The organism is Corynebacterium minutissimum, assembly GCF_000805675.1.
GTDB classification, from domain to species: Bacteria; Actinomycetota; Actinomycetes; order Mycobacteriales; family Mycobacteriaceae; genus Corynebacterium; species Corynebacterium minutissimum.
Map to the genome: position 1 here is coordinate 1 of NZ_JSEF01000010.1, position 14205 is coordinate 14205.

Annotated in this window: 4 protein-coding genes; 2 read left to right on the forward strand and 2 right to left on the reverse strand. The window is 60.4% G+C overall.

All coding sequences use genetic code 11. From position 1 onward, the window contains the following. Positions 1–47: 47 nt before the first annotated feature. Positions 48–7256, forward strand: a complete 7209-nt coding sequence (locus NX84_RS12625; RefSeq protein WP_082013921.1) for a G5 domain-containing protein — start codon at positions 48–50, stop codon at positions 7254–7256. Between the two features lie 463 nt (positions 7257–7719). On the opposite strand, the gene NX84_RS05975 is transcribed toward NX84_RS12625, so the two are convergent. After that, complete coding sequence (locus NX84_RS05975; RefSeq protein WP_039674881.1) at positions 7720–11463, reverse strand: multifunctional oxoglutarate decarboxylase/oxoglutarate dehydrogenase thiamine pyrophosphate-binding subunit/dihydrolipoyllysine-residue succinyltransferase subunit; 3744 nt, start codon at positions 11461–11463, stop codon at positions 7720–7722. Between the two features lie 153 nt (positions 11464–11616). Further along, on the reverse strand, positions 11617–12336 hold the full coding sequence (locus NX84_RS05980) for a hypothetical protein (RefSeq protein ID WP_039674886.1): 720 nt from the start codon (positions 12334–12336) through the stop codon (positions 11617–11619). Positions 12337–12439: 103 nt separating this feature from the next. Between NX84_RS05980 and NX84_RS05985 the strand changes: the two genes are divergently transcribed. After that, the gene (locus NX84_RS05985; protein ID WP_039674888.1) at positions 12440–14149 is read left to right on the forward strand and encodes a carboxylesterase/lipase family protein; all 1710 of its coding nucleotides are present in this window, start codon (positions 12440–12442) and stop codon (positions 14147–14149) included. The last annotated feature ends 56 nt before the right edge of the window (positions 14150–14205 follow it).

The following is a 14205-nucleotide window of genomic DNA, read 5'->3' on the forward strand; positions in this document are numbered from 1 at the left end:
CGTAACTTCTCATCACCTGACATCTACACAACCTCCTAGCTGTATAGATGCATTCACCACCTGAGCCCGCCGCCGACGAAAGCATCTTCATTTTTAATTCTGGTCGCTCACTGCGAAACTTGAATCTCGGAGCAGGGCTGAGCGACGAGAAAGTCAAGCAGTTCGCGTCGGCCACTGCCGATAACCCTGTGCGTTACGCCTGGCAGGGCAACTACAAGAAGGACAATCCTGATGGCCCGAAAGCCACCCAGGGGTCCAATGCGTCTTTCTCCGCTGCTGTGAACCCGTGGCCGAGCGAGAACAACGAATGTAACCCGATCACGGTCTCGTGGGAGGACTGGGAGAAGCACGTCATCGTTCCTGGTGCGAAAACCAAGGTCGGTACGATCAACGTTCCTGCTTTGCGGTACGCCGGTGCGGACGACTCGATGTCCCGCATGGTCGTGGAAGCGTACGACGGCAACGGCGAGTTCATCGGCACCACGGATCCGTCCGTCTCCGGCGGTGAGCAGCTGCTGGATATCGACGAAGCGACCGGCGAGATCTTCTTCACCTGGCCTGAATACCGTGGTACGGACCTGGCGACCGACAAGAACGTGAACTTCTCCGTTCTGGCGAAGCCGCGTACCATCGACCAGCTCCAGAGTGCCGCTAGACACAATACCTACGGCAATGGCCAGGTCTTCGACAGTTCGAACTCGCTGACGCGCTATAACAAGGCGAACGTCATCGATTCCAAGGCGTTCTCCTTGGACGACACCGAGTACCACGACCCGAAGTACGACAAGGTAGACGCTTCGATTATTTCGGGCGTCGATAGTGCTACCGGTCCGATTGCTACCGAGCCACAAAAGGTCACCTTCACCCAGGTCCCAGACCTGATCAAGGAACTGGCGAAGAAGAAGGGCGAAGGCGGCTTTGAAGCTATAGCCACCCTCGACGAGAAGTACGTCTACGAGGGCTGGACCGTGGAGATGGACGAGGACTACAACGTCACCGTCACCGCTCCGGAGAACCCGAAGCCGGGCACATTCGCCCGTCCGGTGGTCACCGTCGAGTACTCGAACGGCTCGACCGATAGGCTTGAGCTGTTCGTGGTTGTCGACCCGAACAACACGCAGGTCACTGACCTGGTGCGCCCGGGTCTGACTAAGGGCATCATCGGTGATGACCTCACCGCCCAGGTGGGCACCAAGTCCATCATGAAGGGCCACAAGCCGGTTCACCCTGCTAAGTTCGAGGTCGACCCGTCCACTGTCCCTGAAGGCTGGACCGTCACCGTCGATGAGACGGGCAAGGTCACCGCGAAGGCGGACGACACCGTGGCGCCGGGCACCATCATCACCCCGAAGGTGAAGGCGACCTACCCGGACCAGACCACGGACGAGATCGAGACTCAGTTCCAGGCGATCGTCGATATCAAGATCCCTACCTACGACACGGTGACCAATAAGCCGACTGCCAAGGTCACTCTCAAGCCTGAGCTTCCGGAGCGCGGACTGAGCGGCAACACGACCGACGAGGCACCAACGCGCTACACCTTCAAGGACGGTAAGACCGAGTACACCCACACGGATGACAGCGGCACGTGGACCGTCAAGATTGACGAGAACACTGGTGAAATGACCACGACCATTCCGCGGACCGCACCCGAGGGCTACATCCTGAACGTTCCGGTTCTTGCCCACTACGACAACACCGACAAGCCGCAAGAGGTCAAGGGCACCGTCGTCGTTCTGAAGAGCGATATCGCTCCGACGTACGGCGTGGAGACCACTGGCCCGAATCAGGCTGTGAACCATAACGTCCAGGACGCCCCTAAGGGGTCGAAGTTCTCCTTCGGCACCGATGAGAACGGCGCACCGATCACCAAACAGGAAGTCGACGGCTGGAAGTACACCGTCGACCCGAACACCGGTGTCGTATCTTCCACCCCGCCGGCAGATGCCAAGCCAGGTGACAAGAACACCATCAACGTCACTGTGACGACTCCGGACGGCCCCACCCCGCTGGTGCCAGTCACCACCGTGGTGAAGCTGACCAACAACTGGGAAGCCGAGCCGTCCTACCCAGTAGAGACCGTCTACCCGGGCGAGACCGCTAAGCTGCCGGTCGCTCTGGACAAGCCGGACAACGTCAACGTCGCGAAGGAAAACCCATACAAGTTGGGTGATGTTCCTGCCGGTTGGACCGTCAGCATTGACGACAACGGTCAGGTCACCGCGACCGCACCTGCGGATGCGAAGCCGGGCGATCAGGTCAAGATCCCGGTCACTGTGACCTACGAGGACGGCTCTACGGATACTGCTTACGCTGTCGTGAACGTTGTCGATGTCCCGACCCGTGAGGTTCCGTTCAAGGTCGAGTACAAGTACGACGACACCATTCCTGCTGGCGAGTACAAGGTTAAAACCAAGGGTGAGCCCGGCGCAGAGAAGCAGAACAAGGACGGTACGTGGGAGCAGACGAAGGCACCGACTAACGAGGTCGTGGTCGTCGGCACCAAGCCTGCCAAGAGCGCCGAGGAAGTCACATGGAAGGTTCCGATCCCGTACCCGACCGAGGTTCGCGAGAACCCGGACCTGAAACCTGGTGAAACCCGGGTAGTTCAGGAAGGTGAGAACGGTGAGAAAACCTACACCGCTAAGTTCACTGCTGAGGGTGATAAGGCTGAGGTAGTCGAGGAAGAGACCACCAAGGAGCCTGTCAAGCGGATCGTCGAGTACGGCCCGGGCCTTGCTCCGAGCGAACTGGTGACCAAGACTGAGAAGCCGATTCCGTTCGAGACCGAGGTTGTCTTCGACGACTCTCTGCCGGCTGGCGAGAAGGTCGTCGACCAGAAGGGCGAGCTCGGAACCGAAGTAGAGACCTCGACCCAGAAGCTTGTCGACGGTAAGCCTTCCGGCGACCCGACCGTGACCACTGAGCGGACCAAGGAACCGACGACGGAGAAGATCCGCGTGGGTACCAAGACCACCGGTGAAAACACGGAGACTTACAATGCCGAGGCTCCGTACAAGGTCGTTGTTAAGTACGACCCGAACATGCCTGCTGGTGAGTCCAAGGTGACCACGCAGGGTGTTCCGGGTGAGAAGACGGTGACGATCAAGCGCGAGATTGTTAACTCCAAGCCGGGTGATCCGAAGATCACTGAAGAGATTACCAAGCAACCGGTTGACGAGGTCATCACTGTCGGCACGAAGCCGTCCGAGGCCTCCTCGAAGGTCAGCTGGACTGCTCAGGTTCCGTCCGGGGTTGAGACCCGTCCGAACCCGGAGTTGAAGCCGGGTGAGATCAAGGTTGTCCAGAAGGGTGTTCCGGGCGAGAAGACCTACACCGCTGACTTCACCGCCAAGGGCAACGAAGGCTCCGTGAAAGTTGATGAAAAGCAGACCAAGGATCCGATCAACGAGATCATCGAATACGGTCCGGCGGCTGAGGACACTTCTGTGGTGACTAAGGTTGAGAAGCCTGTTCCGTTCGAGACGGAGATCGTCTTCGACGACAACCTCGAGGAGGGTGAGCAGGTCGTCGATCAGCAGGGCGAGCTTGGTACCGAGGTTGTTACCTCTACCCAGAAGATCGTCGATGGCAAGCCGTCCGGTGATCCACAGGTGACCACTGAGCAGACGAAGCCGCCGAAGAACGCCAAGATCCGCGTGGGTACCAAGACCACCGGTGAAGTCAAGAAGTCGGTTGAGTCTGAGGTTCCATTCAGTGTGAAGATTGAGTTCGACCCGAACCTGCCTGCTGGCACCTCCGAGGTTGTCACCGAGGGCAAGCCGGGCAAGAAGACCATCACAGTGACCCAGAAGGTCACCAACTCCCAGCCGGATGGCGAAGCCACTGTAGAGGAGAAGGTCACCGAACAGCCGGTGGACCAGGTCATCAAGGTCGGCACCAAGCCATCCGAGGCATCTGAAAAGGTCACGTGGACCGCTCAGGTTCCGTTTGAAGTGGAGACTCGTCCGAACCCTGAGTTGAAGCCGGGTGAGATCAAGGTTGTCCAGAAGGGTGTTCCGGGTGAGAAGACCTACACTGCAGACTTCTCTGCCAAGGGCGACCAGGCCACGGTGACCCCGGAGGAGAAGCAGACTAAGGATCCGGTCAAGGAAATCATTGAGTATGGTCCGAAGGTTGAGGACACCTCCGTGGTGACCAAGACCGAGAAGCCGGTTCCATTCGAGACCGAGATCGTCTTCGACAACACCTTGAAGGAAGGCGAGCAGAAGGTTGACCAGCAGGGTGAAACCGGTATCGAAGTCGTGACCTCCACTCAGAAGATTGTGGATGGCAAGCCTTCCGGCGAGCCAACCGTGACTACTGAGCGCACCAAGGAACCGAAGAAGCAGATCATCCGCGTCGGTACCAAGACTGAGGGCACGAACGTCACCGAGTCCGAGGCTGCTGTTCCGTTCGAGACCGAGATTCAGTTCGACGACACGATGGATGCTGGTACCCAGGAGACTGTCCAGGAGGGCAAGCCGGGTAAGGATAAGGTCACCACGACCCAGAACATCGTGGACTCGAAGGTTGTCGGTACCAAGACCGAAACTGAGCGCATTGCAGAGCCTGTCAAGAAGATCATCAAGGTCGGCACCAAGGGCAAGACCACGTCGAAGACCATTGAGTGGACCGAGAACACCCCGTTCGAGGTTGAGGTTCGCGAGAACCCCGAGCTTAAGGCCGGTGAGACCAAGGTTGTCCAGCAGGGCAAGCCAGGCGAGGTCAAGCACACTGTGACCGTGACCTCCGATAATGGCGAGATTTCAACCACGGACGACACCGAGGAGATCAGCAAGCCGACGAAGCAGATCATCGAGGTCGGCACCGCGCCGTCCCAGACCGAGCTGACCGATAAGCACACCGAGCAGCTGCCGTTCGAGACCCTCATTGAGGTGGACCCGAACCTGGAGGCCGGCAGGGTCATTGAGGATCAGGCAGGTTCCTTCGGTGAGAAGGAAGTCACCAAGGTTTGGAAGCTGGAGAACGGTGTAGCTGTCGGTGACCCGGAGACCACAGAGAAGGTCACCAAGGAACCGACGCCGCGCAAGCTGCGTATCGGTAGCAAGGTTGTGACGGAGACTGAAAAGGTCACCGAAACCACCAACACCACCACGACTGTGACCGAGAAGGAACAGGTTCCGGCAGCGGAGGTTGAGCGTTCCTTCTTCGGTGTGGAGCTGGTCAAGCCTGGTCAGACCGAGTCTCAGGACGTGAAGAACCACACGGACGGCAACACCTACGAGGTGCCGTCGGACGTTGATGGTTGGAGCTTCTCTGTGGACGAGAACGGCAGGGTAACGGCAACTGCACCGTCGACGGCCGAGTCCGGCGACTACATCGAGGTACCTGTGACGGTTACCCCGGAGAACGGCAAGCCATATGTGACCAACGCGGTGTTCATCGTCAAGGAAGATGAGCCGATCGCTCCTGAGCCGAATGACCCGGAGATCATTCAGGCACCGACCTACAACCCGGACGTCATCGAGGCTGGTGACACCAAGACGGTTGGCATCAACTACGGCCACGCCGAGGGCAACACGTACGAGTTGGGTGAGGTGCCGGATGGTTGGACCGTAACCATTGATGAAACCACTGGTGAGCTGACGGTTACCCCGCCGGCTGACACCCCGAGCGGCACCATCAAGGAGATTCCGGTCAAAGTCACGACGAAGGACGGCGAAGTCTTTAACGTGAAGACCGTCATCGGCGTTATCAGCGACAACTGTGGTTGCGAGCCGGTTGAGCCGAATGAACCAACCGACGAGCCGACTGAGGAACCGGAGGAACCGACAGCCAAGCCGGAGGAACCGACAGCCAAGCCGGAAGAACCGACAGCCAAGCCGGAAGAGCCGACAGCCAAGCCGGAAGAGCCGACAGCCAAGCCGGAAGAACCGACAGCCAAGCCGGAAGAACCGACAGCCAAGCCGGAAGAACCGACAGCCAAGCCGGAAGAACCGACAGCCAAGCCGGAAGAACCGACAGCCAAGCCGGAAGAACCGACAGCCAAGCCGGAAGAACCGACAGCCAAGCCGGAAGAACCGACAGCCAAGCCGGAAGAACCGACAGCCAAGCCGGAAGAACCGACAGCCAAGCCGGAAGAACCGACAGCCAAGCCGGAAGAACCGACAGCCAAGCCGGAAGAACCGACAGCCAAGCCGGAAGAACCGACAGTCAAGCCGGAAGAACCGACAGTCAAGCCGGAAGAACCGACAGTCAAGCCGGAGGAGCCGACGACCGTAACGGTTACTGAGACGGTTGATCCTTCTAACCCGGCACCGAGCGAGGACCCGAAGGACCCGGAGCCGACCGAAGAGCAGCCAACGGGTGATGCCTCGACGACGACTGTCACGGTTACGGAAACCAAGGAGCCGTCCACGCCGAGCGAACCGACGCCGTCTGACGACCCGAAGGATCCGGAGCCGAAGCCGACGGTCACCGTAACGGTAACCGAGGATCCGTCAAAGCCGACCCCGACCGACGAGACCACGTCGACCGAGCCGACCACAGACAATCCAAAGCCGTCTGATGAGAATCCGACTGTGACGGTTACCGTGACCGAGGATCCTTTCGAGCCGCGCCCGACCGACGACACCACGCCGGCTGAGCCGACTGTGGAGGATACCCCGTCCGAGGATCCGACCACTCCGGTGGAGCCGACCGACCCGACCGACCCGACTGATCCGGATACTCCGGTTGAGCCTTCCGACCCGACTGATCCGAACGAGCCGTCTGAGCCGGACACTCCGGCCGACCCGAACGAGCCTCGTATTCCGGAGGTCGGCAGTCTGTGGCCGATCCTCATTCCGCTGGTCCTGGTACCTGCAGTCATCGGTCACTTCATCAACCAGCCGGGAACTCCGGCTCCGAAGCTGCCTGGTCTGCCGCTGAAGCCGCAGAAGCCGGAGGACGTCATCAAGGACCTTCAGCCAAAGGCTCCGGGCGAGGCAGAACAGCCTAAGCCGCAGGCACCGGGTGAGGCTGAACAGCCGCAGCCACAGGATCCGCAGGCGTCGATGGAGAACGAGCGGTCGAACTCTGTTGAATCCAAGGATGTTCAGTCGAGCCAGAGCGACAACACCAGCCGCTACACTGGCAAGTCCCCGAGCACAACGGATTCCAGGAAGAGCACCAACTCTGGCTTCCTGGCTAACACTGGTGCGAATGTCCTGGGTCTGCTAGCCGCAGGTCTGGCACTCATTGCCGGTGCCGCACTGCTGCTGCGCCCTGGTCGCGGCCGCAAGGAGTCCTAGAACTACCTAGGACCCTGGGGCCAAGTTGGCCCTAGGCCACGGCTACTGAGGCCGTGAAGGAAACGCCCGAGCACAACGCTCGGGCGTTTTTTGTTTTCTCTTTTTGGCCTTCTGGGTATTCAGGTGATGCGAGTAGTTCTATACGCGTTGAGTAGAGACGTGGTCGCGCGGCTGGGAGGCAACCAGATCATCCCCGGTCCGGTGGGTAGGGCCGGCACGGGAACTTTCAGACCTTGATATCGCTTCCGCGCAATGTTGAGAGCGTAAAAAATGAGCACGATAGGCGGCGAAACGAGGTCGGTTGAAGGGCTATCGTGCTCATTTTTCGCAGGCGGGGAGGGAGAGAATGATCCGAAGAAGGATCCCTAGGTTCCAGCCGGGGCAGAAGGCATAGCAAAGGCCCCAGCCGCCACCGCTCGGGGAGAGGTGGCAAGACCGGGGCCTTGGAAGAGCCTAGACGCTGTTAGATGTCGAATGCCTCTTCCAGCAGGTTCTTCTGCTCAATCTGGTGAACCTTCGCGTTACCGGTTGCAGTAGAGGACTGCGAACGGCGGGAGACGCGGACCAGCTCCGGCATATCCGGGATGAGCTCACGCAGGTGCTCGTTGTAGAACGGCCACGGGCCCTGGTTGGCCGGCTCGTCCTGAACGAAGCGAACCTGCTGGGCGTTCGGGTAAGACTCGAAGGCCTCACGCAGGCGGTTGAACGGAATCGGGTGGAGCATCTCCACGCGCACGATGGCGATGTCATCGCGGCCATCGGCTTCCTTCTTCTTGGCCAGCTCCCAGTAGAGCTTGCCGGAGACCAGCATGATGGTCTTGACCTTGTCGGCGTCGCCCACCTTCTTACCGTCAATGTCGAAGAAGTTCGGGTCGTTGATAACGGACTGGAACTTGGTGACCCCGGTGAAGTCGGACACGGAGGAGGTCGCAGCCTTGTTACGCAGCATGGACTTCGGGGTGAAGACGACCAGCGGGCGCTTCATCTCACCGAGGGCCTGGCGGCGCAGCAGGTGGAAGTGGTTAGCCGGGGTGGATGGCTGAGCCACGGTCATCGATCCCTCAGCGCACAGCTGCAGGAAGCGCTCAATGCGGGCGGAGGAGTGGTCCGGGCCCTGGCCTTCGTAGCCGTGCGGCAGCAGCAGGATCAGGCTGGAGAGCTGGCCCCATTTGGCCTCACCGGAAGAGACGTACTCATCGATGATGGTCTGGGCACCGTTGGCGAAGTCACCGAACTGTGCTTCCCAGGCCACGACGGCATCCGGGTTACCCACGGTGTAGCCGTACTCAAAGCCCATGCCGGCGAACTCGGTCAGTGCGGAGTTGTAGACCATGAACTTACCGCCGTTGCCCTTGGACGTAGCCAGGTGGGCAACCGGGTTGTACTCTTCGCCGGTGGCTGGGTCGAAGGCCACAGCGTGGCGCTGGGTGAAGGTACCGCGGCGGGAATCCTCACCGGCCAGGCGAACGACCTTGCCGGAGTTGGCCAGGGAACCGAAGGCGATGAGCTCGCCCCATCCCCAGTCGATGCCGCCTTCGCGAGCGGACTTCTGGCGCTCCTTGGCAACCTTGCCCACACGCTTGTGGTACTCGAAGCCCTCTGGTGGGGTGCCGTAGGCATCGCCAATCTCCGCCATCTCCTCGGCGGTGATGGAGGTATCCAGACCGCGGGTGAGATCCTGGGAGGAGGTAATACCGGTCTGCTCCTTCGGGCCGGCCTTCTCCGCTTCCTTGTGCTCAGCGAAGACGGACTCCATCTGGTCATGGAAGTCACGTGCAGCTGCCTCTGCCTCTTCATCAGAGAGGTCACCGCGGCCGATGAGCTCCTCGGTGTAGCGCTCACGGACAGACTTGTGGTTGTCAATGATGTCGTAGAGCCGCGGCTGTGTCATGGACGGATCATCAGCCTCGTTGTGGCCGCGCAGGCGGTAGCAGACGAGATCAATGAAGACGTCCTTGCCAAAGCGGCGGCGGTACTCGGTAGCGAGCTTACCTACCCAAACAACAGCCTCCGGGTTGTCGCCATTGACGTGGAAGACCGGGCAGTCGAAGCCCTTGGCCAGGTCGGTGGCGTAGTGTGTGGAACGGCCGGAATCCGGGGTAGTGGTGAAGCCCACCTGGTTGTTGACCACAACGTGGACCGTACCGCCGGTGGTGTAGCCACGCAGCTGGGACAAGTTGATGGTCTCCTGCACCACGCCGAGGCCGGTGAAGGAAGCATCGCCGTGGAGCATGATCGGGACAACAGTGTGGCCCTCCGGGCCCTTGTCCAGGATGTCCTGCTTAGCGCGGGCAATACCTTCCATGACCGGGTCGACGGCCTCGAGGTGAGACGGGTTAGCGGCCAGTGTGACCTTGATTTCCCCATCGCCGAACATCTGCAGGTGCTCGCCCTCAGCACCGAGGTGGTACTTCACGTCGCCAGAGCCGCCAAGCTGGCCGCCCTTGTAGTTGCCATCGAACTCGCCAAAGATATCGGCCAGCGGCTTGCCCACGATGTTGAAGAGCACGTTGAGGCGGCCGCGGTGCGGCATACCGATGACAACCTCGTCGAGGTCCTGGCCAGCGGCAGTGTCCACGATGGAGTCAAGCAGAGCGATGAGGGACTCAGCGCCTTCCAGGGAGAAGCGCTTCTGGCCCACGTACTTGGTCTGCAGGAAGTTCTCGAATGCCTCGGCAGCGTTGACCTTCTGCAGGATGTACTTCTGCTCAGAGTTGGACGGTTTCGGCATGCCGGCCTCAATCTGCTCCTGCAGCCAGCTGCGCTCATCGCGGTCGAGGATGTGGGTGTACTCGGAGCCCACCTTGAGGGTGTAGGCGGAGCGTAGGCGGGTAACCACCTCACGCAGCGTCATGGTCTCCTTGCCGCCGAATCCGCCCACGTTGAAGGTGCGGTCCAGGTCCCAAATGGTCAGGCCGTGAGTAGCCAGGTCGAGGTCGCGGTGGTCCGGCCACGGCAGGCCCGGCTGCTTCCATCCCAGCGGGTTGATGTCAGCCAGCAGGTGGCCGCGGGAGCGGTAGGCCTCGATGTACTGCATAACGCGCGTGTTCTTATCGACGCCTGTGTTAGGCACGTCAGCAGCCCAGCGGAAGGGCTGGTAGGGAACACCCAGGGACTCGAAGAGCTCGTCCCAGAAGGCGTCATCCAGAATGAGCTGGCCAATGGTGCGCAGGAACTCACCGGACTCCGCGCCCTGAATAACGCGGTGGTCGTAGGTGGAAGTCAAGGTAACCAGGCGGCCCACGCCCAAGTCAGCCAAGCGGTCGGCGGAGGTGCCGGCGAACTCGGCTGGGTAGTCCATGGAACCGACACCGATAATGGAGCCGGAACCCTTGGTCAGGCGAGCGATGGAGTGGCGGGTACCGATGCCACCCGGGTTGGTGAGGTTAATGGTGACGCCGGAGAAGTCATCCATCGTCAGCTTGTTCTTGCGGGAACGGTCAACGATGTCCTGGTAGGCATCGATGAACTCGGCAAAGGTCTTGTTCTCCGCTTCTTTAATGGCGGCAACCACGAGGGCGCGGGAGCCATCCTTCTGCGGAAGGTCAATGGCCAAGCCCAGGTTGACGTGCTCCGGCTGAACCACGGTGGGTTTGCCGTCCTGAATCTCGTAACGCACGTTCATGTCCGGGTGGATCTGAACGGCCTTGACTAGGGCGTAGCCCAGGATGTGGGTAAAGGAGATCTTGCCGCCGCGGGTGCGCTTGAGATGATCGTTGATCATCGCGCGGTTTTCCCACATGAGCTTGACCGGGATGTCGCGCACGGTCGTAGCAGTCGGAATCTCCAGGGATTCGTCCATGTTCTTGGCAATTGCCTTGAACATGCCCTTGAGCACACGGGAGCCGGGCTCCGGGGCGTCCTTGATGCGGTCGAGCGGGGACTCCGACTTCTTCGGATCTGCCTTCGCCTTCGTTGCCGAAGACTTCGAGTCGCTCGGTGACTTAGCGCCAGGAGCAGCAGGGGACTTCTCTGCAGGCTTAGGAGCGGAGCTTTCCTTCTTTTCTGCCGGCTTCTGTGCCGGGGCAGAAGCCGTGGAGCCAGAGGCCTTGGCGGAGGCCTTGGGCTGTGCGGCCTGCTTGGGAGCCCCGTTAGCCTCAAAGTAGTCACGCCACTCCTTATCTACGGAGTTGGGGTCCTTTGAGTACTGCTGGAACTGTTCGTCAATCAGCCACGCGTTCGGGCCGTAGATGCTCGATTTGCTCACGGCAGGTGTTCGCCTCTTTCTGTGCTTTAAAGTTTGTCTTTAATCGACTGTAGTAGGCCATTCCATGGGTACGAAAGGCACCCGGAAAGGTGTCTCCCCATATGATACGGCCCGCGTAAGTTTGCTCACTACCCTGGGGCGCGTTTCCCGTGTTTATTCCCCCTGCAGGGGGGAGAGCTGGGTGCCCGCATGGTTAATAACTTGGCGGGCAATTTTACGGTTGGCAGTCGTTCCCAGTACTGCACCTACCCCCATCGGCAAGAGTTTGGACAGCCATGCCCACTTCACTTTCTTACGGGCTTGCTTCAAAAAGAGCTTGGTCAGTCGGCCGTTGATACCACTCAGAGTTGGCCCCGAGAAACGGGAGAGGGTAGCAGCGGACTTCATGCCGGAGAGCGTGGTGACGTCGCCAAGCATGGTGTCCACCAGAGCACTGCCCTGGGATCCGGTGAGGACTACGAGGACGAGCGCGCGGCGGCGCTCTTCATCGCGGATGTCATCGCCACGCAGGTGCGCCGAGGCCAGGATGTACCATGCGGCAGCCTCAAGGAAGACGAGGGATTCTGCACCTACTGCAGCCGCACCGGAGACCAGGCCGATGCCGGGGAAGGCAGCCGAGGCGCCTGCGGCCGCACCGGTGCCCGAGACAATGTTGAGGAAGTGCTTGTCAATGAGCTCCTGCAGCTCCTCGGGAGAGGCATTCTTGTTCTTCTTCTTCAAACGATCGACGTAGCCGATGATGATGGAGGATTGCACCGACACCACCTTGTTGATGGCCGCCAGAAAACCTTGACTAATACGGTTGCTCTCGTCCACGTCGAGCTTTTCCACCTCGGTCGGAGCGTCCTTTTCCTTCTGTCCAATTCCAAGCATGTTCTTCACCTGATTTCGTCTACATTGTTAACGGTATGTTCACTACCGTATCGAAAAAGCTGTTCCCAGCGCAGAGTCAGGCTGGGGGATTAGTCTAGGGGCCATGAGCGAGTACGAGCCTTTCCCCCCGCGCGAGGTAAGCGCGGCTGCGGCCCGCCTGCTTGCTGAGTCGTTACACGCCCGCGCCCGTGCCGCTCAGGAGGCAGCGAGGACAGCGTGGGCGGATGAGATTACGGTTCTGACAACTTCCGGCTGGGTACGCGGCAGCCTCGAGGAGGACTTGCGCCCAGACCGGCCGCTGTCGACACCAGTGCGGTCGTGGCGTGGCATTCCCTTTGGGGCAACGACCGCGGGAGAGTATCGCTTCCGTGAACCGCGCCCAGCGCCGCCATGGCAGGGGATTCGGGACTGCCGTGAGTTCGGCGATGTGGCCCCGCAGCCCGTCTACTCGTGGACGGACCGCATCGAAGGCACGGAAGATTGCTTGACTCTCGATATCGTCCGACCACACACCGAACATGACGCCGCTCCCAATACGGAAAAGCTCCCCGTTGTCGTCTACTTGCATGGCGGCAGTTTTATCGTGGGGTCGTCGCACATGCTTATGCTGCGCGGCTTTGAGTTCGCCGCACAGATGGGCGTGGTCTATGTGTCCGTCAACTTCCGCTTGGGCGCGCTGGGGTACCTCGACGTGCGCAGTTTGGGAGGTGAGGCCTGCGCTAATCCCGCGGTGGCGGACCAAGTCCTTGCCTTGGAGTGGGTTCGCGACAACATCGCTGCCTTCGGCGGAGACCCGAACAACGTAACTCTTATGGGCGAATCCGCGGGTGGCGCAGCGGTGCTCACGCTCATGGCCGTTCCCCGCGCAGAAGGCCTCTTTCACCGCGTCATCGCCCAGTCGCCGCCAATTGGCATGATTCATTCCCGTGCACAGTCGATGTTCTGGGCGCGCGAACTCGTGGACAAGATGGCCCTGCCGCGAGACACCACGGCGGATGATTTGCGCCGCGAGGATTTCGCGGACCTAGTGCGCTCGGGGCAATCCATGATGTGGCGCGCAGGCGAGTTGCTTTACCTGAACTCCTGCTACGCGCCCACCGTGGATGGTGAACTCATTCCGCAGCATCCGATTGAGACTTTCGAAGAGGGCGCCCAGCACCCGGTGCCGTTGCTCATCGGTACTAATTCCGGTGAGGCGAGCTTTGGAAAATTCCTCTATCAACGTCAACGCTCCCGCGAACGTGCGGCCTTGCGGCTGTTGGCGTCTTTCGATCCGGAGAGTGCACCGGACGTCGTTGCGGCGTACGGCGGGGCGGTCTCGCGCAGTGATTTTGGGGACTTGCTTACCGACGCCCTCTTTTGGGCCCCCACCGTCCGCGTCGCCTCCGAACATGCTCGCCGATACCCCACGTGGATGTATCGTTTCGACTTTGCGCCGGCAGCGTTGCGCTGGCTGGGGCTGGGGGCGATGCACGCGATGGAGCTGTCTAATATCTTCGGCGATCCCGGTGCGTCACGCGTGTCCTTCTTGACCACCATGGGCAAGTCCTCCGAAATGGAGGAGGTCACTGAGAATATGCAGGCCCAATGGGGCGCGTTCATCAATGGTGGCGCTCCGCGTGAAGATTGGCCGCGCTACCGGGCTCCGCAGCGAGAGACGATGATTTTCGACGTGCAGCCTCATATCGAAGAGTCACCAATGGAGGCGCGCCGCCAGGCCTGGGAATCCTATGACATGTTGGAGTGGGGAACCGGACGCCCGGAGATCCTGAAGCTTCTGGGTTTCATGCCCGATGACCACAATCGCGGGTAGGATGTGTGGGGCCTTGGTAGCAGCCGGGGTGACACTGCCACATGGACGGATGTTGA

Excerpts from the sequence above, each read along its gene's own strand:
- NX84_RS05980 (WP_039674886.1), bottom strand. The coding sequence starts at position 12,336 with ATGCTTGGAATTGGACAGAAGGAAAAGGACGCTCCGACCGAGGTGGAA.
- NX84_RS05985 (WP_039674888.1), top strand. The coding sequence starts at position 12,440 with ATGAGCGAGTACGAGCCTTTCCCCCCGCGCGAGGTAAGCGCGGCTGCG.
- NX84_RS12625 (WP_082013921.1), top strand. The coding sequence starts at position 48 with ATGCATTCACCACCTGAGCCCGCCGCCGACGAAAGCATCTTCATTTTT.